Origin of the sequence: Sphaerospermopsis sp. LEGE 00249, from assembly GCF_014299995.1 — a bacterium.
In the GTDB taxonomy this organism is placed as follows: domain Bacteria; phylum Cyanobacteriota; class Cyanobacteriia; order Cyanobacteriales; family Nostocaceae; genus Sphaerospermopsis; species Sphaerospermopsis kisseleviana.
In genome coordinates, this window is the sequence record NZ_JACJUZ010000040.1 from 1 (window position 1) to 21887 (window position 21887).

General features: G+C 37.6%; 22 protein-coding genes and 1 pseudogene. 8 read left to right on the forward strand and 15 right to left on the reverse strand.

The annotated features are described in order from the left end of the window. Positions 1-70 (reverse strand): IS630 transposase-related protein (locus H5968_RS26145; protein WP_222620568.1); only part of this gene is annotated, 70 nt, incomplete at its 3' end. A gap of 490 nt (positions 71-560) precedes the next feature. Between H5968_RS26145 and dusB the strand changes: the two genes are divergently transcribed. After that, complete coding sequence (gene dusB, locus H5968_RS14530) at positions 561-1637, forward strand: tRNA dihydrouridine synthase DusB (protein WP_187040530.1); 1077 nt, start codon at positions 561-563, stop codon at positions 1635-1637. Positions 1638-1652: 15 nt separating this feature from the next. Beyond that, positions 1653-1778 (forward strand): hypothetical protein, encoded by a 126-nt coding sequence (locus H5968_RS25735; RefSeq protein WP_255427138.1) that lies wholly within the window; start codon positions 1653-1655, stop codon positions 1776-1778. Here the strand turns inward: H5968_RS25735 and dnaK are convergent. Together dnaK and H5968_RS14540 are read right to left on the reverse strand one after the other, a co-directional pair. Beyond that, complete coding sequence (gene dnaK, locus H5968_RS14535) at positions 1762-3672, reverse strand: molecular chaperone DnaK (protein WP_187040531.1); 1911 nt, start codon at positions 3670-3672, stop codon at positions 1762-1764. The genes H5968_RS25735 and dnaK overlap by 17 nt on opposite strands. Before the next feature lie 321 nt (positions 3673-3993). Continuing rightward, a complete protein-coding gene (locus tag H5968_RS14540; RefSeq protein WP_187040532.1) occupies positions 3994-4164 on the reverse strand; it encodes a hypothetical protein in 171 nt (56 codons plus the stop codon). Between the two features lie 92 nt (positions 4165-4256). Here H5968_RS14540 and H5968_RS14545 point away from each other — a divergent pair, with 92 nt between their 5' ends. Further along, complete coding sequence (locus tag H5968_RS14545) at positions 4257-5051, forward strand: Rpn family recombination-promoting nuclease/putative transposase (protein ID WP_187040562.1); 795 nt, start codon at positions 4257-4259, stop codon at positions 5049-5051. A gap of 83 nt (positions 5052-5134) precedes the next feature. Here the strand turns inward: H5968_RS14545 and arsC are convergent, their stop codons facing one another. From arsC to H5968_RS14575, 6 genes are all read right to left on the reverse strand, one after another. After that, positions 5135-5530, reverse strand: a complete 396-nt coding sequence (gene arsC, locus H5968_RS14550) for an arsenate reductase, glutathione/glutaredoxin type (RefSeq protein ID WP_255427139.1) — start codon at positions 5528-5530, stop codon at positions 5135-5137. 232 nt (positions 5531-5762) lie between these two features. Beyond that, positions 5763-6923 carry an ACR3 family arsenite efflux transporter gene (arsB, locus tag H5968_RS14555; protein ID WP_096571761.1) on the reverse strand — a complete coding sequence of 387 codons (1161 nt, stop codon included), beginning with the start codon at positions 6921-6923 and terminating at the stop codon, positions 5763-5765. 226 nt (positions 6924-7149) lie between these two features. After that, positions 7150-8412: an organoarsenical effux MFS transporter ArsJ gene (arsJ, locus tag H5968_RS14560; RefSeq protein WP_137666017.1), complete on the reverse strand. Its 1263-nt coding sequence runs from the start codon at positions 8410-8412 to the stop codon at positions 7150-7152. 86 nt (positions 8413-8498) lie between these two features. Further along, complete coding sequence (locus H5968_RS14565) at positions 8499-9515, reverse strand: ArsJ-associated glyceraldehyde-3-phosphate dehydrogenase (RefSeq protein ID WP_187040533.1); 1017 nt, start codon at positions 9513-9515, stop codon at positions 8499-8501. Between the two features lies 1 nt (position 9516). Beyond that, positions 9517-10575 (reverse strand): PstS family phosphate ABC transporter substrate-binding protein, encoded by a 1059-nt coding sequence (locus H5968_RS14570; RefSeq protein WP_187040534.1) that lies wholly within the window; start codon positions 10573-10575, stop codon positions 9517-9519. Positions 10576-10731: 156 nt separating this feature from the next. Continuing rightward, a complete protein-coding gene (locus H5968_RS14575; RefSeq protein ID WP_187040535.1) occupies positions 10732-11055 on the reverse strand; it encodes a helix-turn-helix transcriptional regulator in 324 nt (107 codons plus the stop codon). A gap of 100 nt (positions 11056-11155) precedes the next feature. Here H5968_RS14575 and H5968_RS14580 point away from each other — a divergent pair. Beyond that, a pseudogene (locus H5968_RS14580) lies at positions 11156-12984 on the forward strand (SUMF1/EgtB/PvdO family nonheme iron enzyme). Between the two features lie 655 nt (positions 12985-13639). Here H5968_RS14580 and H5968_RS14585 read toward each other — a convergent pair. The 3 genes from H5968_RS14585 to H5968_RS14595 all read right to left on the reverse strand — a co-directional run bounded on the left by H5968_RS14585 (position 13640) and on the right by H5968_RS14595 (position 16851). After that, positions 13640-14845: an aspartate aminotransferase gene (locus H5968_RS14585; RefSeq protein ID WP_187040536.1), complete on the reverse strand. Its 1206-nt coding sequence runs from the start codon at positions 14843-14845 to the stop codon at positions 13640-13642. 106 nt (positions 14846-14951) lie between these two features. After that, positions 14952-16100, reverse strand: coding sequence for an iron-containing alcohol dehydrogenase family protein (locus H5968_RS14590; protein WP_187040564.1), 1149 nt, complete (start codon positions 16098-16100; stop codon positions 14952-14954). A gap of 229 nt (positions 16101-16329) precedes the next feature. Next, positions 16330-16851 (reverse strand): Ycf51 family protein, encoded by a 522-nt coding sequence (locus tag H5968_RS14595; RefSeq protein ID WP_096571754.1) that lies wholly within the window; start codon positions 16849-16851, stop codon positions 16330-16332. Positions 16852-17182: 331 nt separating this feature from the next. On the opposite strand from H5968_RS14595, the gene H5968_RS14600 reads away from it, so the two are divergent. Then, complete coding sequence (locus tag H5968_RS14600; protein WP_137666010.1) at positions 17183-17965, forward strand: HAD family hydrolase; 783 nt, start codon at positions 17183-17185, stop codon at positions 17963-17965. 134 nt (positions 17966-18099) lie between these two features. After that, entirely contained in the window at positions 18100-19275 is a 1176-nt protein-coding gene (locus tag H5968_RS14605) for a DNA double-strand break repair nuclease NurA (protein WP_096571752.1), read from the forward strand. 164 nt (positions 19276-19439) lie between these two features. On the opposite strand, the gene ychF is transcribed toward H5968_RS14605, so the two are convergent. From ychF to H5968_RS14620, 3 genes are all read right to left on the reverse strand, one after another. Then, positions 19440-20531, reverse strand: a complete 1092-nt coding sequence (gene ychF / locus H5968_RS14610) for a redox-regulated ATPase YchF (RefSeq protein WP_187040537.1) — start codon at positions 20529-20531, stop codon at positions 19440-19442. 39 nt (positions 20532-20570) lie between these two features. Next, positions 20571-20771: a hypothetical protein gene (locus H5968_RS25740; protein ID WP_228051606.1), complete on the reverse strand. Its 201-nt coding sequence runs from the start codon at positions 20769-20771 to the stop codon at positions 20571-20573. Between the two features lie 83 nt (positions 20772-20854). Continuing rightward, positions 20855-21172 (reverse strand): hypothetical protein, encoded by a 318-nt coding sequence (locus tag H5968_RS14620; RefSeq protein ID WP_096571749.1) that lies wholly within the window; start codon positions 21170-21172, stop codon positions 20855-20857. 340 nt (positions 21173-21512) lie between these two features. Here H5968_RS14620 and H5968_RS14625 point away from each other — a divergent pair, with 340 nt between their 5' ends. Beyond that, complete coding sequence (locus tag H5968_RS14625) at positions 21513-21677, forward strand: hypothetical protein (protein WP_228051600.1); 165 nt, start codon at positions 21513-21515, stop codon at positions 21675-21677. A gap of 82 nt (positions 21678-21759) precedes the next feature. Next, complete coding sequence (locus H5968_RS25745) at positions 21760-21885, forward strand: hypothetical protein (RefSeq protein ID WP_255427140.1); 126 nt, start codon at positions 21760-21762, stop codon at positions 21883-21885. The last annotated feature ends 2 nt before the right edge of the window (positions 21886-21887 follow it).

Sequence of the window (21887 nt, forward strand, 5' to 3'; positions counted from 1 at the left end):
CACCATTTTCTATATAATCTATTACTTTTTGTCTTAAATCTAAACTATAAGCCATGATTTCTACTCCCATACCTTCTCTCTTCAATCTTATACTCTTTTTGTCTCATTCTTAAGTTAAACTACTATAGTAGTGCTATTGTCGGTGCTAAGACTTTATCTGAATTTTGTAAAGATTTAGAAGATTCTGGTCGTAATAAAAACTTAGCAGAAGCCCCATCAAAATTATCCAAAGCAATGACAGAATATCAAAGAGTTGAAGCAGCTTTACAGCTAGAATGTGAGTAATAGGCAAGAGTCAAAAGGCAGGATCGAAGACGTTTTGAAGGTACTTAACTTTTATGTATGTACTTTGTTTCTAGTCATTAGACATCTCCAAAATAGAATGTATTAATTTGTCATAAGTTGTAGGGGCGAAGCTTATGGGCGATAATTTAACGGAAAAATCAGACATCTAGATATCCCATAAGCTTCGACCTGCCCCCATAAATAAGTTCCATAATTTCTTTTCTGGAGATGTCTATTATATTAATTTAATTGATTGAATTTATTGAATTATTCTTATGCTTTCACTGTCCCCTACTCTTCAAGCTCGACTTTCCCAACCTTTAAAAATCGGCTCATTTGAAGTCAAAAGCCGGGTGCTACAATCACCATTATCCGGGGTGACAGATTTGGTATTTCGGCGTTTAGTGCGGCGTTATGCACCAGATTCAATGATGTATACGGAAATGGTAAACGCCACGGGGTTGCATTATGTCAAACAACTACCAAAAATTATGGAGGTAGACCCCAACGAACGCCCTATTAGTATTCAGTTATTTGATTGTCGTCCTGATTTTTTAGCCGAAGCAGCAGTTAAAGCAGTAGCAGAAGGTGCGGATACTGTTGATATTAATATGGGTTGTCCAGTTAATAAAATCACTAAAAATGGTGGTGGTTCTTCCTTATTAAGACAACCGGAAGTAGCTGAAGCTATTGTGCGGGAAGTTGTGAAAGCTGTTGATGTTCCCGTAACCGTGAAAACCCGCATTGGTTGGAATGATAAAGAAATTACCATTCTTGACTTTGCTAAAAGAATGGAAGATGCGGGTGCAAAAATGATTACCGTGCATGGTAGAACCCGCGCTCAAGGTTACAATGGTAACGCTCGTTGGGAATGGATAGCCAAGGTAAAAGAAATCTTATCTATTCCTGTAATTGGAAATGGGGATATTTTCTCAGTTGAAGCGGCGGTAAGATGTTTAGAAGAAACCGGTGCAGATGGGGTGATGTGTTCCCGTGGAACTTTGGGTTATCCGTTTTTAGTCGGTGAAGTTGACCATTTCTTAAAGACTGGGGAATTATTACCAGCGCCTACACCCATAGAACGTTTACAATGTGCCAGAGAACATCTTTATGCTTTATGGGAGTATAAAGGCGATCGCGGAGTTCGTCAAGCCCGTAAACATCTCACCTGGTATGCTAAAGGTTTCACGGGTGCAGCAGACCTGCGCGGACAATTAAGTTTAGTAGAAACCGTGCAACAAGGTTTAGATTTAATTGATAAAGCAATAGAAAAAATATCCTCCGGTTATGAACCAGAAGATTGGGGACTGGGGACTGGGGACTGGGGACTGGGAAAAAATTTTAGATTTTAGATTTTAGATTTTAGATTGGAGTTATTTGTATTCTTCCCAATCACCAATCACCAATCACCAATCACCAATCACCAATCACCAATCACCAATCACCAATCACCAATCACCAATCACCAATCACCGCTTACTTACTCTCAGTAAAATCAGCATCAATCACATCATCACCACCACCGGAAGGAGGAGTAGAACCACCACCAGCACCGGGACTTTCAGCACCAGGAGCAGCACCACCACCAGCTTGTTGATAGATATTGCTACCTACTGCAAACAACGCTTGTTGCAATTCTGGTGTGAGTTTCTTGATTTGCTCATCATCTTCCTTAGCTACTGCTTCCCGCAAATCTTTCACCAAAGCTTGAACCTTGGTTTTATCAGCTTCTGGAACTTTATCACCTAATTCTTCCAATTGCTTCTCAGCTTGGTAAGCTAAAGAGTCAGCTTGGTTCTTGCGTTCAATTTTCTCACGACGTTCTTTGTCCGCAGATGCGTTGCGTTCAGCTTCCTGTACCATGCGTTCCACATCATTTTTATCCAAGGTGGAAGCACCAGTAATGCTGATAGATTGTTCCTTACCAGTTCCCTTATCTTTTGCAGTAACGTTGAGGATACCGTTAGCATCAATGTCAAAGGTAACTTCAATTTGAGGTACACCACGGGGAGCAGGAGGAATACCATCTAAGCGGAAAGTTCCCAAACTCTTGTTATCGTTAGCAAACTCCCGTTCACCTTGCAGAACATGAATTTCTACGTTGGTTTGACCATCAACCGCAGTGGAGAATACCTCAGATTTTTTGGTAGGAATAGTTGTGTTACGAGGAATAATCTTGGTCATCACTCCACCCAAGGTTTCCACACCCAAGGATAGAGGAGTTACGTCTAACAACAAGATACCTGTAACGTCACCAGCAAGCACACCCGCTTGAATAGCAGCACCCACAGCTACCACTTCATCAGGGTTAACGCTTTGGTTAGGGTCTTTACCCAACACCCGTTTTACTACTTCCTGAACTGCGGGAATACGAGTAGAACCACCAACTAAAACAACTTCATCAATATTGCTCTTATTTAACTTGGCATCTCTGAGAGCATTTTCTACAGGAATGCGACAACGGTCAATTAAATCGGAACAAAGTTCTTCAAAAGTTGCACGAGTTAAAGTAGTATCCAGGTGTTTTGGACCATCCTGGGTAGCGGTAATGAAGGGAAGGTTAATTTCCGCTTGGGTAACGCTGGATAGTTCAATTTTGGCTTTTTCCGCAGCTTCAGTCAGACGTTGTAAAGCTTGTTTATCTTTGCGGAGGTCAATACCTTCTGCTTTTTTGAATTGTTCTGCTAAGAAGTCAACTATTTTTTTATCGAAGTCGTCACCACCCAAGTGGGTATCACCAGAGGTTGCTAATACTTCAAATACACCATCACCAACTTCTAATACAGATACGTCGAATGTACCACCACCTAAGTCAAATACCAGGATGGTTTCGTTGCTCTTTTTATCAAAACCGTAAGCTAGAGAAGCGGCGGTAGGTTCGTTGATAATCCGTAATACTTCAATACCAGCGATTTTACCAGCGTCTTTGGTTGCTTGACGTTGGGAGTCGTTGAAATAAGCAGGAACGGTGATCACTGCTTGGGTAACGGTTTCACCCAGATATTTACTAGCGTCTTCTACCAGTTTGCGGAGAACTTTAGCGGAAATTTCTTCTGGTGCAAATTGCTTACCAGCACCGGGAGAATCTAGTTTAACGTTACCACTGCTGCTGAGAACTTTATAAGAAACTTCTGTAGCTTCGTTGGTAACTTCGTCAAAACGGCGACCGATGAAACGTTTTACAGAATAAAAAGTATTTTCGGGGTTCATCACCGCTTGACGTTTAGCGATTTGACCGACTAAATTATCACCATTTTTCGCAAACGCCACAACAGATGGCGTGGTTCTAAAACCTTCAGCGTTAGCAATTACAGTGGGTTTACCACCTTCCATCACTGCTACGCAAGAGTTAGTTGTACCTAAGTCAATTCCTACTACTTTTGCCATTTTGGGTGCTGCTTCCGTATAACTACAAATGAATGGGATTATAAAGGACTAAATGTTTGAACCTTATATTTGAACCTTATGTTTGAACCTTTTGAACCAACTGATTGAAAATAAGCAGTCAGTCCAGCATGGTTGCGCTAGTCTGGGGTGAAAACCCCAAATTACGCTGATATATATACTGAACTTATGTAGCCAGTCCATGAAGGGTGGTTTCCCGAACCTCCCGAACCTTGGATGGGACGGTTTATTTTAAAGGTTGTTTTTAGTTGGTTCATGGATTGAACTGCTGTTACTCTGAATAATGTATGAGAATTAATACGTTCAGGAATTGGGGTGAACCGTAATTTCTAAGTCGTATTTGCCGTCAAAGTGGGATAATGGTGATTGGTGACTGGTGATTGGTGATTGGGGAGAGAATAAATAATGATGGTAAATCAGCAACAAGTAGGTCAACATAATTAAAAGTAAAATAGAAGTGTATAAAGTGGACATATCCCTGATTTCTTCAAGAAGTTGGGGATATGGATATTACGTTTTTTCAGGTTGAGTTACTTAGCAAAAGTAAAATTTTTGAATTATCCACAGTGAAAACTGACAGCATATTTTACCGACTTTTTCAAGAGTTTCCGAGTATATTTTTTGAATTAATTGGTCAGAAAACACAAACCGCAGCGGCCTATAAATTCTCATCTGTGGAAATTAAACAAACCGCTTTTCGCATAGATGGGGTTTTTCTACCAAAACAAGATGTACAAAACCCGATTTATTTCGTGGAAGTGCAGTTTCAAGACGATGCGCGAATTTATTACCGTTTATTCTCGGAAGTTTTTTTATACCTACGTCAATATCAACCTCAAAATCCTTGGAGGGGGGTTGTTATTTATCCCAGTCGCAATTTAGATACAGCAGATACTCAACATTACAGTGAATTTTTCACCAGTCAGCGTGTCAGCCGAATTTATCTAGATGAACTGGGTGAAAGTGCATCTTTACCCATTGGTATTGCTACGATAAAATTAATCATCGAAGATGAAAACAAAACAATTACCACAGCTAAAGAGTTAATCAACAGAACCAAGCAAGAAATCAATAACGACAAACAACAAAAGTTATTAGAATTAGTAGAAACTATCTTGGTTTACAAGTTTCCTAGAATGAGTAGAAAGGAGATGGAAGCTATGTTTAGTCTAAGTGATTTGAAACAAACAAAGGTTTATCAAGAAGGACGTGAAGAAGGAAGAGAAGAAGGAAGCTTGGAAGCAAAATTAGAAGCTGTTCCTAGATTATTAGCTTTAAATTTGACAGTGGAACAAATCGCCCAAGCTTTGAATTTAACAGTTGAAACTGTGCAAAAAATTGCTGAAGGGATGCAAAATTAGTAAGTAATCAGTCATCAGTAATCAGCTATTATTTGGGATTGATGAGGAATTTTAGCTGATTGCTGACTGCTGATAGCTGAATGCTAGGATAAATCGGCAATTAATTTAATAACTCTTTCCTTTACCTCATCTCTGATACGCCGAAATGTGTCAATATTCTCACCTTGAGGATCATCTAATTGCCAATCTGCAAACACTTCTCTTAATAACCATTCCTGGGGTAAATTTACCCCACAACCACATAAAGAAATCACAGCATCAAAATCTTCTGGGTTAAAGTTTGTGAAAGGTTTAGAAGTTTGATCACTAATATCAATACCCACTTCTAACATAACTTGTACAGTAATCGGATCTACTTCACTGGCTGCTAAACCAGAACTATAAACTTCTATTTTTCCCTGTCCCAAAGTTTTAGCAAAACCTTCCGCCATTTGAGAACGACGGGAATTTTTATTACATACAAACATTACTTTTTTCATGGTTTTTTAATTGATAAACAACCAACACAGAAGACACAGACTGGAAAAATCAAACCTGATATGTTTGATAACATCTAATACCAATTCTGTATGAAGATGCACAAAATTATATAACGAACCGCAAAGAACGCAAAGGACACAAAGTGAAGAGAGTTTTAGAGAGTTTTTGGAGTGGCTAAGTTTATTTTTTCTTTCATTGGTATGCTCCTGTTTTCTCCTAAATCTTGATCAACTAATTATTAGCACTAAAAACATTAATACAACGCGGATCTGGTAATGTCGCTTTTTCCGGTTCTCTGGGAAACCATGCTGCTGTGCGTTTACAAAATTCTACCAACATCAACATAACTGGAACTTCAATTAAAACCCCTACCACTGTTGCTAATGCTGCACCAGAATTTAAACCAAATAACATTACAGCAGTAGCTATGGCAACTTCAAAATGATTACTAGCACCAATTAAAGCTGCTGGGGCTGCATCTTCATAGGATATATTTAATTTTAATGCGGCTACATAACTAATTAAAAAAATGAAATTAGTTTGGATAAACAAAGGAACAGCTATTAATAAAATATGCAAAGGATTTTTAACAATTAATTCTCCTTTGAAAGCAAATAGCAAAACTAAAGTAATTAACAAAGCTGAAATTGCCACAGGAGAAAGATATTTTAAAAATTGTCTTTCAAACCATTGTCTACCTTTATATTTAAAAATCCAATAACGGCTATACATTCCCGCTGCTAAAGGCAACCCGACATAAATTAACACCGATAAAACAATAGTTTGCCAAGGTACTGTTAAATCATTTGCTGCTAGTAACCATCGCCCCAAGGGTGCATATAAAAATAGCATCGTTAAAGAATTAACTGCTACCATTACTAATGTATGACCTTGATTTCCATAGGCAAGATATCCCCACATTAAAACCATTGCGGTACAAGGCGCAATTCCTAATAAAATCGTACCAGCTATGTAGGAATTAGCTAAACTAATTTCACTACCTCTAATTATTTCTGTACCTGTAATTAATGGTTTAAATAACCAACCTAAAAAGAACTGAGAAAATACTACCATTGTGAATGGTTTAATTAACCAATTCATGACTAAAGTCAGAATTACAGGTTTTGGCGCACGCAGGGCATTTACAGCTTGGGTAAAATCTATTTTTACCATGATGGGGTACATCATGAAAAATAGACAGATAGCAATAGGAATGGAAACTTGATAAACACTAATAGCGTCAAGTGTGACAGCAATACCTGGAAATATCCGACCTAAAGCAATTCCTACTAAGATACAAATAAACACCCAAACAGTGAGGTATTTTTCAAAAAAGCTGAGATTGCTTTTAGCCTTGATTGGAGTTATATTGTCTCCGTGATGTAGATTCATATAGTCCTCCAAAACTCTAATAAATTCACAGCAACATTACACACTCAAGGAAATTATAATCTGTCACCTGTCACCCAATACTGTTCGGTTAAAGATTTTTGTAGGTTGGGTTGAACAAAGTGAAACCCAACAAATGTCTATAAATGTTGGGTTTCGTTCCTCAACCCAACCTACAGAATTTTATTTTTTTGGCTTAACCGAAAAGTGTTGACCTGTCACCTAATTTCTATTCCCCATCTCCACCTTTCCAAGCAATATTTTTACTAGGTTGGGGGTTAGGTAACTTGAGAGAAACTAAAGCTGCTGCTAAGACAAAAACCATTGATGTCCACAGACAACCAACTAAACCAAATAATTGATAAACTAAACCGGATAATACTGTACCTGCAAGACGACCACCGGAGTTAGCCATATAATAGAAACCAACGTTTAAGGCTACTTTATCATCATCAGTAAATGCCAAAACCAGGTAAGAATGAACTGCGGAATTAAAGGCAAATACCACACCAAATAAAAGTAGTCCACTAATAATAACTATATTAGCAGGTAAATTGATTTGGAGAGCAAGAGCGATCGCACAAGGAACAGCAGTTAAAGTAAATGTCCAAAACTGGATAGTTTGAGATTCCGGTGGACGACCAGAACCGAATTTTTGTAATAAATTAGGTGCTAAAAATTGCACAATTCCATAGCCAATTACCCAACAAGCTAAAAACCCACCCACTTGATAAAAAGACCAACCTAAAACTTCACGTAAAAATACAGGTAAACCCACTACAAACCACACATCCCGCGAACCAAATAGAAAGAACCTAGCCGCAGATAAAATATTAATTTCCTGACTTTTAGAAAACAGTTGACTAAATTTAACCTTCTTCTTAATTTTGCCCATACCCTGGGGTAATAATAAACCAGTGAACATAATTAAAAATAGTCCACCTGCCATAATTAACAAAGCATTGACAAAACCAAATACAGATAACAAAGCACTACCAACAAAAAAACCAACGCCTTTTAAAGCATTTTTAGAACCCGTTAAAACAGCCACCCATTTAAACAAAGAAGACTGGGCATCTTGAGGAACAACCAAACGAATAGCACTTTTAGAACTCATCTTAGTTAAATCTTTAGCAATGCCTGAAAATGCCTGGGCTACCATTACATAAAAAACTGCAAACCACTGCACCCACTCAGGATTTAAAAAAGACAACATTACCAAAGAAAAAACCTGTAAACCGATACCACTATAAAGAGTAACTTTCAATCCAAATTGCGAACCTATCCAACCGCCCAAAAAATTAGTAACAATTCCAAAAACCTCATAAAACAGAAATAAAAACGCAATTTGTAAAGGTGTATAACCGATTTTATTGAAATACAATAAAACCAACATCCGCAAAGCACCATCAGTAACAGTAAAACCCCAATAAGCCAGGGTAACTAAAGCATAATTTCTTAAATTTGCACCCGAACCAGTAGTAGAAGCCATGATTAAAATCTCTAATTTTCTTTATCTCTCTGCGTCTCTGCGTGAGAAAAAATATTTAGGGTAGGAAACCCACCCTTTAAAAACCATTATTTCTGCAAACTTAAAGCCACTTTTTTAGCTAATTCCGCCATCCGGTTAGCATAACCCCATTCATTATCATACCAAGCTAAAATTTTCACCTGAGTTTCATCAACAACCATCGTAGAAAGGGCATCAATAATGGAAGAACGAGGATCATCTTTATAGTCAATTGACACTAAAGGACGTTCTTCATAACCCAAAATTCCCTTTAATGGTTCTTGTTCGGAAGCTGCTTTCAATAAACCATTAATTTCTGCTATTGTTGTGGGTCTCACAACTTCAAAAACACAATCTGTTAAGGAAGCATTCAACAAAGGAACACGCACAGCTAAACCATTCAATTTACCATTTAATTCTGGATAAATTAAACCGATGGCTGTAGCTGAACCAGTAGATGTAGGAATTAATGAAAGACTTGTTGCCCTAGCCCGACGCAAATCTTTATGAGGTGCATCAACAATAGTTTGAGTGTTAGTATTATCGTGAATTGTGGTAATAATTCCGTGCTTAATTCCTAAGCCTTCATGAATTACTTTGACGACAGGTGCTAAACAGTTGGTAGTACAAGAGGCGGCGGTTAAAAGATGATGTTTTTCAGCTTCATAAAGGTGATCATTTACCCCCATAACAATATTTAACGCCCCTGCTTTTACAGGTGCTGCAACAATTACTTTTTGCACACCTCTTTTGAAATAAGGGTTAAGAGTTTCTGGACTTCTAAACTTTCCTGAACATTCTAAAACAATATCAACTCCAAATTCTTCCCAAGGAACTTCACCAGGTTGGGAATATTCACTAAAAGTTAAGGGTTTATTATCAATAAATACTCTGTTTTCTACAGCTTCAACTTCTTTTTCCCACTTTCCATGTACAGAATCAAATTTGAGTAAATGCGCTGCTGTTACTGCACCACCTTTAAGTTCATTTATATGTACAAATTCTATTTCTGGCCAACTCCAAGCAGCGCGAACTGCTAAACGTCCCATGCGGCCAAAGCCATTAATTCCTACACGAATTGTCATTTTAAAATTCCTTTTGTTTACGTAATAATTCCCCGATGGTTAAATCAAATTCTGATTTACCAGCAAATACTGTTCCGGCTTTACCGTTATGTAAATGCACATAATCAATTTTGTAGGCTTCCTCTGATAAAGGTACAGAACCTACAGAATTAACTATTGTTGGTGCTTTTTGTAAATAGAAATCTACAAATTTATAAATATCTCCCTGGTTTTGATTAGACCAAATATTTACATATATAAATAAAGGTCTAGACAGTGGTTGATATTTAGATTTTTCTACTGTTTCTTGTGATGGTAAAATTGCCCCTTTACCGTTATTAACAGCTACCACTTTTAATTTATCTTGGTTTTTTTCATAGTAAGCGTAACCAAAATAACCCAAGGCGTTGGGATCTTTGTTGATGCCTTCTACTAAAACATCGTCGTCTTCGCTGGCTGTGTAGTCGTTGCGGCTGGTTGTTTCTTTACCCAGAATTGCTTCTGTAAAGTAGTCAAATGTACCAGATTTTTTACCCGCACCGTATAAATTCAGAGGACGATCTGGCCAAGAACTACGTATTTGATTCCATTTGGTAATTTTTCCTTCGGCCGCAGCTTCCCACATTTTTTTTAATTCTGCTACGGTAATATCTTTTGCCCAGTCATTTTGCGGATGTACGGCAATGGTTAAGGCATCGAAAGCAATGGGTAATTCTATGTATTTGATACCATTCTTATTACACATTGCCATCTCCGCTTGAGAAATTGGTCGAGAGGCATTATTTATATCTGTTTTACCATCACAGAATTTTTCAAACCCTCCCCCAGTACCGGAAATGTTTACTTGTACTTGGGTGTTGTTTTTGGTGTTGGCTGTAAATTCTTTGGCGATCGCCTGGGTAATGGGATATACTGTACTTGAACCGTCAATTTTAATGATTGATACAGTCCCGGAAGTAGCGGCTGTTGCAGTTTGTGGTGACTGCTGAATATTGCTGGAAGTGTCAGGTGTACTGGTACAACTGCTGGCTAATGCTAACATTCCCACCGCTAGGACTAATCTTTGTGCCGTTGTTTTCACTGACTTTACCTGTCTGCTTGATAATATATCTTTGTATTCATCATTTCAAAAAAATTTGATATGTCAAGTACGAGGATAGCATAATACATAAAAATTAATCAAAAAAAATTGATGGATTGGGTACTGAAAACTGGGAAGAGGTTTTGCTAGTGTTGCTTACTCACAACAAGAACGACGGGGAGAAAGTACAGAATTACGGTGAATATCGGCTAAATACTGTTCTAAAACCTGAAATTGAGGTAAGTTGAGACTATAATAAATCCAACGTCCTTCTTGACGGGAATTAACGAGATTTGCTTCTTTGAGATTTTTCAGGTGAAAGGATAGTTTTGATTGACTGATATCTAAAATATCGCATAGATCACAGACACAGAGTTCACGGTGACGGAGTAATTCTATTACTTTAATTCTAATGGGTTCTGATAGGGCGTGAAAGCCGGCAATTATTAAGTGTGGGGGTGTGGTTGTGGGGGTGATCATTTATTTCTCAAATACTAAAGAGGATTCCTATATAAAGATAGGACACAGTATAACCAATCAAGTTATATTATAAAAGTTATACAGTCTTTTGCCACAGTTTATGATCTGCTGCTTAAATCCAGAGTGTACCCAACCTATCAACCCTGATGATAACAAATTCTGTCAAACTTGCAGAACTCCCTTAATACCATTATTAATCAATCGCTTTCGGGTTTTGCGGGTGCTATCTACTGAAGGTGGTTTTGGTAGAAATTATTTAGCGGAAGATACTCAGAAACTGAATGAAACTTGTGTTATCAAGCAATTTGCACCCAAACAATCAGGAAGTTACGCATTAAAAAAAGCGGTTGAATTATTTAACGCAGAAGCTAAACTATTACAAGATTTAGGTGAACATCCCCAAATACCTGCGCTGTTTGCTTATTTTGAAGATAACGGTTTTCTGTATTTAGTGCAGCAGTTTATTAAAGGTGAAAATTTATTCAATGAATTAACCCAAAAAGGAACATATAACGAAACTCAAATTAAAGAATTATTACTAGATTTATTACCAGTTTTAAAATTTATTCATGAGCGTGATGTAATTCATCGAGATATTAAACCTCAGAATATCATGCGCCGAGAAAGTGAGGTAAATTGGTGTTAATTGATTTTGGCGCATCTAAAGAATTAACATCTACAGTTCACACTCAAATGGGGACAACTATCGGTTCTTATGGTTATAGTCCTTATGAACAAATTAAGGGTGGTAAAGCTTATCCAGCAAGTGATTTATTTGCTTTAGGTGTAACTTGTTTTCATCTATTAACAGGAAATTCACCTTTTGAACTTTGGGCGAAAAATGGTTTTGCATGGGTGGTGGATTGGCGGAAATATTCATCTAATTCTGTCAGTAAGGAACTGGGTACAGTTTTAGATAAGTTGTTGAAATTTGATGTTAATGAACGTTATCAATCTGCGGATGAAGTTATTAAAGATTTAGAAGTTCCAGAGACACTTTCAACCCGTCGTGATTTTCTCAAAACTACAGGTTTAGCTATTGGTAGTATCACGACTTTAGGGTTTATATCATCAAAGTTATTTGCTGTAACTCCAGGTAAAGAATCAAATTCAAATTCTCTCAATACTTTTAATTTTGAAGTTGTCACCACCGACGCATCGGGAAAAATCATCAATAAACTTAAATCGTCTGCAAAATATTTTACAGAAGACTTGGGAAATGGTGTCACTTTGGAAATGGTGGAAATACCAGGAGGAACATTTATGATGGGTTCACCGGAAACTGAAGCGCAACGAGACTCCGATGAAAGTCCCCAACATCAAGTGACTGTTTCTGGTTTTTTCATCGGTAAATATGAAGTGACACAAAAACAATATCAAGCGATTATGGGAAGTAACCCTTCTTACTTCAAAGGTGAAAACCGTCCTGTGGAAAGAGTCAGTTGGGATGATGCAGTTACTTTCTGTGAAAAGTTAAGCGAAAAAACAGGAAAAAAATACACTTTACCCAGTGAAGCACAATGGGAGTATGCTTGTCGATCCGGCACGACTACACCTTTTTATTTTGGTGAAAGTATTACCCCAGATTTGGTAAATTATGATGGTAATTATCCTTATGCTTCTGCTCCTAAAGGTTTTTATCGTCAACAAACCACAAATGTAGGTACTTTTCCCCCTAATGCTTTTGGTTTGTATGATATGCACGGTAATGTATGGGAGTGGTGTTTGGATAGTTATCATGATAACTATAAGAATGCGCCTATAGATGGTAGTGCTTGGATTATTAAAAACAACAAAATTAAGCAACTGCGCGGTGGTTCGTGGGAATACAATGCTACATTTTGCTCTTCTGATTCTCGCTTCAACCTCGCCGTTGACAACTATAGCTACACTGTCGGTTTTCGTGTGGTTTTGATTTCTAAGACTTAGTAAACAGTCAATACTGTTCGGTTAAGGATTTTTGTAGGTTGGGTTGAACAAAGTGAAACCCAGCAAACACCTGTAAATGTTGGGTTATGCCTTCGGCACACTACGTGAACGTTCCATTGCTATGGCTCCTGCGTCGCCACGCAAGCTATCGCAACGCTGACGCAAACAACCCAACCTACCCAATCTCATGGTTTTGAGCTTAACCGACAAGTATTGAGTAAACAGTTGCATTTTCGTCTTATTTTCTATTACTGTATTTGTCAGAATCAGGATATCCAGGATTTGAGGATGTACAGGATTTTTGTAATGTCTATTTTCCTAAATTATTTGATAAATTGGTTATTGATATTCTGAAAATTTGATGTTTAATGATATTCATTTATTAAGATTCACTGAATGACATTATATTCATTGATAATCAATCATCATAAATCCTGATTCTGACAATTAAAATCTGAACAATAACAAATAACTCCCCATCCTGTAAATCCTTAAATCCTGGATATCCTGATTCTGACAAAAATTATCTGCGTTCATCTGCGTTCATCTGCGTTTTCTATCCTGAAAATCCTAGATACCCGACTTCTAATCAATACTTGTTATGTATGAACATAATTGAAAAAAGAAGTCGGGGATCTTAAAAAACCAACTTTAATTACACAGAAACAACCGCTTCCTGTTGATAACAAATTCCTGCTTCTTTGAATCTTTGTAAAGCTTCACCCAAGCGATCGCAATCTGCAATTAAACTAATTCTCACATATCCTTCACCACCTGGACCAAAAGCATTTCCAGGAGTCACAACTACCCCTGTTTTTTGCAGTACATCTAAAGCAAAATCTGTAGAACCCATACCGACAGTACACCTTACCCACAAATACATGGTAGCTTTACTTTTAGGAATATTCCAACCTAATTTTCCTAAACCATCTATCAAGAAATCTCGACGGGTGCGGTAACGAGTTTGCACTTCTTGTAAATAAGAATCTGGTAATTCTAAAGCGGTTTCTGCTGCTGTTTGTAATGCGGAAAAAATGCCATAATCTAAGTTAGTTTTTAAGGTTCTTAAACCTTGAATAATGTGACGATTTCCGACTACAAAACCAACCCGCCAACCTGCCATGTTATAAGTTTTTGATAAGGTGTGAAATTCCACACCAATATCTTTTGCACCAGGAATTTCTAATAAACTTGTAGGTTGATAACCATCAAAAGCTAATTCTGCATAACATAAATCATGCACTAACAGAATTTCATACTTTTTAGCAAAAGCAACAATTTCTTCAAAAAATTCACGGGGTGCGGTGGCTGCGGTGGGATTACTGGGATAATTGAAATAAAGAATTTTGGCTTTTTGTGCTACTTCTTCAGGGATAGAACTTAAATCAATTAACCAGTCATTTTCTTCCTTTAAAGTGATATTGTGAATGACACCACCAGCGATAATTGGACCACGAAAATGGACGGGGTAAGATGGGGATGGTACTAAGACAATATCACCAGGATTGATATAGGCGATCGCCAAATGTCCTAAACCTTCCTTAGAACCCAACAAAGGTAAAGCTTCACTATCAGGATCTAAAACCACATTGTAACGGCGATTGTACCATTTAGTAATTGCCTTGCGGAAATTAGCAGTACCTTCAAAGGGTGGATAACCATGATTAGCAGGATTTTGTAAAGCTTGCATCGCTGCTTCTATCACCGGTTGAGGTGTTGCACCATCGGGGTTTCCCATTCCCAAATCAATCAAATCTAAACCTTGTTCTCTTGCTTTTGCTTTGAGTTCATCCAATCTAGCAAAAACATAAGGCGGTAATTTCTGTATTCTTTCTGCGGGAGTAATCCAACTTAAACTCATTCTAAAAACCTCGGAATAGGTGACAGGTGACAGGTGACAGGTGACAGTAAGAAGGTAAAAGGTAAGAGTTTATTTTTACCAATTACCCATTACCTATTCCCTATTGTTAATTTTTAACTTTTAATTGATTTGGTGCAGTGGTAGAAACCATTGCGGCCATTAACTGTTCTAAAGCAACGGGAAAAGGTAATCTGTGAATATCAGAATTTGGTGCTAAAGTAATTTCTGCGGACGTTTGCAATTCAGTTAAGGTAATATTTCCTAATCCCAAATCTGCTAATGTTTTGGGTAATCCAATCTCTGCATAAAACTTTAATAACTGTTGTCTTGCTGCATCTGCAAGTTGATTACTTTGTAGCATTTCTTCCAATCGCAGTTGTACTAAAATCCCATAAGCTACTTTTTCGCCGTGAATGCTACCATGTCCGCAGATATGGGTTAAACCATTATGTACTGCATGGGCAGCTACTGTACGACATTGTGCGCCACCTAAACCACCGATGACACCGGCTAATAATACGGTAGCATCTACAACTTCTCTCCATACTTCACTACCAGGAGATTGTAAAGCTGCGGCGGATTTTTGCAGTAAAATATCTCTTAAAACTCTTGCTTGTTGGACTGCGGCAATAATTAAAGTTTCTTGTAAATGTCCACTACTTACTGACGCTTCGTACCATTTGGCGATCGCATCTCCAATACCTGCAACTAATGTCCTTTGAGGTGCAGTTTGAATCAAATCATAATCCAAAATCAGTAAATCAGGACAACGGCATAAACCCACATCATACAAAAACGCCCCTGATTCAGAATATACATTAGATAAAGCCGTCCACGCTGCACAGGTAGCCGCCGAAGTAGGAATTGTGACAATTGGTAATTGTAATTGATGGGCGACTAACTTAGCTGTATCTAAAGCCTTACCACCACCTACACCAATAATGATATCTGCTTTATGTTCCTTTGCAGCTTTGCGTAAAGCCTTTAAAGTTGCTTCACAGCAGTCTGCACCATAAGAACTAGCAACCGTATCTAAATTTTCAGCTTGGAAAATCGGTTGTAAACTTTCCTGAAAAATACTGAGAGTGCGATTTCCGGCGACAATTAAAGGACGAGTTCCCAAACGGGTAATTTCCACCACTGCGGAAGGGAGTACACCCCCACCCCGAATGACTTTAGCCGGAGCGATGGTCAATGTCAATAATGTACTAGCGGTTTGAGTAGACAAGGCTGGAGTAAGAGATTGATTAGGTATCATAAATAATATGTCAAAACTTGATATTCTTCATACAATCAGACTAATGATTCAGGTTTCTGGTAGCGACATCCATAGAAAGCTATTACTAATAGGGAAAATTCCTAAGTTTTAATATCTTAATATAAAATTAATCTTGATTGTATTGTAAGTCACAAAAAAATCTCTGGTTTGGTGAAAGGCTGGTGCAGTCAGGATCACACCTAATCACCAATCACCAATCACCATTTTAAGCTTTAGCTTCTGGCAATTGTGCAAATTTATCTAAGTAAACTTCTACGGACATTTCAGGATCTGCACGAGTTACCAAAGTTCGTTCTACCTTACCCAAGTAAACTGGTATAGATATTCCTGGTTCTGGGTGGATAATGGTACGGGCGCGAATTGTCAGTTGGTTGTTTCCGCCAGCACCTAAGCGCCCATAGGAATAAAGATTACTGGCAGCTTGGCGTAAAGTTGCTTCTAATTCTTCTGGGGTAATTTCTGGTGTTGTGGCAATTACCGCCTGGTTAGAACCGTTATCATAAACTAGGGTGTATTTAACAGCACCGGGAATGACTGTCCGACTCAGAGGTACTAAAGACAGGGAAAATAAACCTGCGGTTAACACGATCATAAAGCCGGTTGTACCCACCAGCCGAAAGCGTATACCCCATTTGAGGATAAAAGCCAAAATTGTCAGGACTGCAAACGCTATGGTAGCAATTCCTGACCATTGGGTGTATTGGAGAAAATCAGCTGTTGTAGGCATAAGGTTTTAATTACGGATATACCCATTTTACTAAAAAAATGGGTCGAAAGCCTTGCCCTTCTAAGGTGGGGGGTATGTCAATAGACCTCTCCAAAATAGAATGTATTAATTTGTCATAAGTTGTAGGGGTGAAGCTTATGGTAAAACGGAAGAAAAAACAAATGCAGTTTGATTAATTAAGATTGGTTAAATGGGCGTTAGGTCTAGTTAGCAGGAGGTACAAAGTTTTCATGTAACAAGCTGACGGATAGCTGTTCCCTGTTGATAACTGATACAAAAAATTATTGCCAATTCAGGTAAGCTGAAAACAGCAGTTTTCATCCTTAAAACCATGACAGTCAAACATCCCGCAATTTTAGCCTTAGACTTTGATGGAGTGATTTGCGATGGACTAATTGAATATTTTGAAGTAGCTTGGCGTACTTATTGTCAAATTTGGTCTTCTAGTAAGAAGACATCATCAGAAAATTTAGCTCAAAGATTTTATCGTTTACGTCCTGTAATTGAAACTGGTTGGGAAATGCCTGTTTTAATTAAAGCTTTAATTAATGGTTTTACTGATGAGGAAATTTTACAAGATTGGTTAAAAATTACCCCAGCAATTTTAACGGCAGATCATCTAGAAGCTAAAGAAATCATGAAAAAACTAGATGGTTTACGGGATGAATGGATAGCAACAGATTTAGAGGGTTGGTTAAGTTTGCATAAGTTCTATCCAGGGGTGATAGAAAGATTAAAATTAACTCTTGCAAGTGGAGTACAATTATTTATTGTCACCACAAAAGAAGGGCGTTTTGTTAAGCAGTTGTTACAACAAGAAGGGGTTAATTTACCAGATACAGCGATTTTCGGTAAGGAAGTAAAACGCCCAAAATACGAGACTTTACGAGAATTAATTTCACAGGAAAAAATTAAATATGAAAATTTATGGTTTGTGGAAGATAGACTCAAAACCTTAGAGTTAGTTAAACAGCAATCTGATTTAAAGGATGTGCAACTATTTTTAGCAGATTGGGGTTATAATACTCAACCAGAACGGGAAGCAGGACAAAATGATTCTCGTATTCGGGTAATTTCACTTTCTGATTTTTCTCAAGATTTTTCTCATTGGTAAATAATTGGTAAATATTAATTATCAGGTGACAGGTGACAGTAAGAAGATAATAGTAGTTCAGAAGTCAGGAATAAAAATAAATCTTACCAATCATCAATCACCAATCACCAATCACCAATCACCAATCACCAATTATGCTTGATTTAACAAAATTAGCGGGACAAATGCAAGGTTTAAGTCAGCATCTTTCCGCAGAAGTTGCTGAAAGTAACCGCCGTTTAGAGTTAGCAAAGGAACACTTAAAACAAGCTTGTAAATGTCAACAAGAGTTAATGGAACGTCAAGAAAAATGGCGCGATCGCATTCTTTTTGCTAATGCTACACCCATCGAACCTTTAGAAACTTGTATTGATATTCCTGTTCCTCCTAAAGTTCATACTGTCATCGCTACCGATGGTTCACAAATTGCCCCTAACCATCATGAAATTGCTTATTGTTACTTATTAAATATTGGCAGAGTCGTTTTACATTACGGTCAAAATAAACACCCACTTCTCGATAGTTTACCGGAAGTATTTTATAAGCCAGAAGATTTGTATATCGCTCGTCAATGGGGTTTAAGAACCGAAGAATGGATGAGTAACCGCCGTACAGCTTCGGAAATTACGGTATTATCTGAATTAGCTTGTAGTGTAAAAACCGAAGTTCCAGCTTTAGCAATGGTGGATGGTTCGTTAATATACTGGTTTTTAGATCAATTACCAATGGATGCACGCGATCGCATCTTACCCCCAATTTTAGCAGCTTGGCAACAATTACAAAAAGCCGAAATTCCCATCATTGGTTATCTTAGCGCCGCCCGTAATCTTGAATCTACAAACTTTTTACGGTTGTTAGCTTGTCCCTATCCCGTCCCTGACTGTATCAGTTATTGCCCAGATCAACTAGATCATGTACCATGTAGAAAATTTGAAAACCTGCGAGATACGACTTTATGGACAACCCAGCTAAAACCAGGACAAAGGGGACCCTTATGGCGCAGTAATAACAGGATTTTACAACTTTATGAAGAACAAACAATTTATTTTTGTTATGTTCACGTAGGTACGGAAATTTCCCGGATCGAGTTTCCTGCTTGGGTAGCAAATAGTTCTCAAATGTTAGATCAAGCATTAGGCTTAATGTTAGCACAAGTACAAAAAGGATACGGTTATCCTGTGGCAATTGCGGAAGCGCATAATCAAGCTGTAGTCAGAGGTGGCGATAAAAATCATTTCTTTGCGCTTTTAGAAAGGGAAATGATTAAAGCTGGTATAAAAAATGTTGGTATTTCTTACAAAGAAGCCAGAAAACGGGGAAGTATCGCGTAAAATAATTGATAATTGATAATTGATAATTGATAATTGATAATTGATAATGCGTAATTTTAATTTTGAAGATTGAGATCCCCGACTTCTCTTATTATTCTATTTTGAGAAGTCAGGGATCTGAATTTCATCTATCACCTATCACCTATCACCTATCACCTCTTTATCTACACATTAAATCGGAATAACATTACATCCCCTTCTTTAACAATATATTCCTTTCCTTCACTTCTCACTAAACCTTTTTCCTTTGCAGCATTCATTGAACCATGAGTGACTAAATCATCATAAGCAACGGTTTCTGCACGAATAAAACCCCGTTCAAAATCAGAGTGAATCACACCTGCTGCTTGAGGTGCAGACATTCCAGCATTAATAGTCCAAGCGCGGGTTTCTTTAGGTCCAGAAGTAAAATATGTCCGCAAACCTAACAGAGTATAAGTAGCACGAATTAAAGATTTTAAACCGCCTTCTTTTACACCTAAAGATTCGAGAAAATCGGCTTTATCTTCCTCTGGTAATTCTACTAATTCTGCTTCCACTTGAGCAGAAACTATGACAACTTGAGCATTTTCTGTAGATGCAACTTCTCGGACTTTTTCTACAAATTCATTACCCGTTGCTAAGTCATCTTCAGAAACATTAGCAGCGTAAATAATGGGTTTATTTGTCAGTAGTCCTAACCCCTTAATAATGGCTGCTTCTTCTTCATTTAAACTTACTTGACGGACTGATTTACCTTCATTTAAAGCTGCTGCTAATTTTTCCAAAACAGTAATTTCAAATTGTGCATCTTTACTGGTGCGTGCTTGTTTACGAGTGCGTTCAATGCGTTTTTCAATTTGCGCTAAATCTGATAAACCCAGTTCTAAATTAATAGTTTCAATATCTCGCACTGGGTCCACAGAACCGGCAACATGAATGATATCATCATTTTCAAAACAACGCACAACATGAACTATGGCATCAACTTCGCGGATGTGGGATAAAAATTGATTTCCCAAACCTTCACCTTGACTTGCACCTTTTACCAAACCAGCAATATCCACAAATTCCACACGCGCAGGTATAATTTGTTCAGAATTGGCAAGTTTGGCGAGAACATTTAACCGGTCATCTGGTACTGAGACAATGCCAACATTCGGTTCAATGGTACAAAAAGGAAAGTTAGCAGCTTCAGCTTTAGCGTTAGCGACTACAGCGTTAAATAAGGTTGATTTTCCGACGTTGGGAAGTCCGACTATTCCGGCTCTTAGCATTTTAGATTTTTAGATGTTGAACTCCAATTATAGGATAATTCAAACAGGTTTCGGGATGGTTTGGGGAATGGGTCCGGGTACTGTTTGCGGTATGGGTTGGGGTATGGTTTGGGGAATAGGTCCGGGAACGGGTTCTGGTACTGGTTCTGGGAACGCAGGAGGAATGTTTGGTTGCGGGGGTGGTTCGGGTTTTGGTAGGGGTTGGGGTTCGGGTATGGAAATGGCACAGGGATAAGTCATGGTCATTTTGGCGTGATGCGACTTTCCCAAGCTAGATGATACCTTAATTTATTGGCATCTTCCCAAATGGTTATACTCAAATTTTAAGGATCACGATTTTCCCACAATTCTAATAACCCAACTGTTCCTACAAAAAATGTATAAACTGCATATTTGATGGGGTTGTGATTTTTAGCAGGTGCATAAATAGCGGCGATGATTCCTTCAATAAAATGCGCTGCTAGGGCAATGTGAGCAAGGATTAAAACGGGATTTAATACAGTTGGTAATTGGTGGCTAGTTGTGATTGTTTCGATGTTCCATATTTCTAATCCCATTCCCGCAGTAATTAAGGGGATGGAGATAAATTTGATGATGGTGAATAGTTTTTGTTTGCTAGATTTGATGTCTTTAAAGTTCATGTTGTTTGATTTTTTCAACTAAGAATATTCTACATTTTATCTCATTAAATTATTTATTAATTCATCAATTCTTAAAAGCTCCTAAGTAATTTGTTGTACCGTATTTAGTTCAGTTGCCGGATCAGGGGAAACGCATCTAAATTATCTTGACAAAATACCATATTAGTGAATCAAGATAGAAAAATATCTAATTCCATTCAAAATCTGATTAATTCCTTAGACATCTCCGAAAAAGAATTAAATTATGGTATAACAAGGTAAAATCGTGTATCTACCCTGAGATTATGAGCAACATAGTTGAGTATAAATAGTCAGGTCAAATTAATCAAAGGTAAAAACTATGACTCAAGCAATTGATCAACATATAATTCAAGAAAATATCCTATTAGATAAATTTAGAAATCTAACCATTGAAGAACAACAAACTATTTTAGATTTTGTAGAATTTATGTACAGAAAAAAAATAGATTACCAGAAAATCAAGAAGTTTCTGCTTATGATTTAGCTAAAGAATGGGCTGGATCTGTAGATAGTGGAATTGGTGATTTATCTACAAATAAGAAGTATCTTCAAGGATTTGGTAAATAATGAAATCGAAAATTATTATAGATACTTCTCCTTTGGTTGCTTTTATTGATAAAAGTGATAATTTTCATCTGTGGACGGTAGAAACATGGAAAAATTTATGTCCTCCTTTATTGCTTAACGGGTGACA

Bases quoted from the DNA above. Each gene is read 5' to 3' on its own strand.
- dusB (WP_187040530.1), top strand. From the start codon at position 561: ATGCTTTCACTGTCCCCTACTCTTCAAGCTCGACTTTCCCAACCTTTA.
- dnaK (WP_187040531.1), bottom strand. From the start codon at position 3,672: ATGGCAAAAGTAGTAGGAATTGACTTAGGTACAACTAACTCTTGCGTA.
- H5968_RS14540 (WP_187040532.1), bottom strand. From the start codon at position 4,164: ATGTCCACTTTATACACTTCTATTTTACTTTTAATTATGTTGACCTAC.
- arsC (WP_255427139.1), bottom strand. From the start codon at position 5,530: ATGAAAAAAGTAATGTTTGTATGTAATAAAAATTCCCGTCGTTCTCAA.
- arsB (WP_096571761.1), bottom strand. From the start codon at position 6,923: ATGAATCTACATCACGGAGACAATATAACTCCAATCAAGGCTAAAAGC.
- arsJ (WP_137666017.1), bottom strand. From the start codon at position 8,412: ATGGCTTCTACTACTGGTTCGGGTGCAAATTTAAGAAATTATGCTTTA.
- H5968_RS14565 (WP_187040533.1), bottom strand. From the start codon at position 9,515: ATGACAATTCGTGTAGGAATTAATGGCTTTGGCCGCATGGGACGTTTA.
- H5968_RS14575 (WP_187040535.1), bottom strand. From the start codon at position 11,055: ATGATCACCCCCACAACCACACCCCCACACTTAATAATTGCCGGCTTT.
- H5968_RS14585 (WP_187040536.1), bottom strand. From the start codon at position 14,845: ATGAGTTTAAGTTGGATTACTCCCGCAGAAAGAATACAGAAATTACCG.
- H5968_RS14595 (WP_096571754.1), bottom strand. From the start codon at position 16,851: ATGCCTACAACAGCTGATTTTCTCCAATACACCCAATGGTCAGGAATT.
- H5968_RS14600 (WP_137666010.1), top strand. From the start codon at position 17,183: ATGACAGTCAAACATCCCGCAATTTTAGCCTTAGACTTTGATGGAGTG.
- H5968_RS14605 (WP_096571752.1), top strand. From the start codon at position 18,100: ATGCTTGATTTAACAAAATTAGCGGGACAAATGCAAGGTTTAAGTCAG.
- ychF (WP_187040537.1), bottom strand. From the start codon at position 20,531: ATGCTAAGAGCCGGAATAGTCGGACTTCCCAACGTCGGAAAATCAACC.
- H5968_RS25740 (WP_228051606.1), bottom strand. From the start codon at position 20,771: ATGACTTATCCCTGTGCCATTTCCATACCCGAACCCCAACCCCTACCA.
- H5968_RS14620 (WP_096571749.1), bottom strand. From the start codon at position 21,172: ATGAACTTTAAAGACATCAAATCTAGCAAACAAAAACTATTCACCATC.
- H5968_RS14625 (WP_228051600.1), top strand. From the start codon at position 21,513: ATGACTCAAGCAATTGATCAACATATAATTCAAGAAAATATCCTATTA.
- H5968_RS25745 (WP_255427140.1), top strand. From the start codon at position 21,760: ATGAAATCGAAAATTATTATAGATACTTCTCCTTTGGTTGCTTTTATT.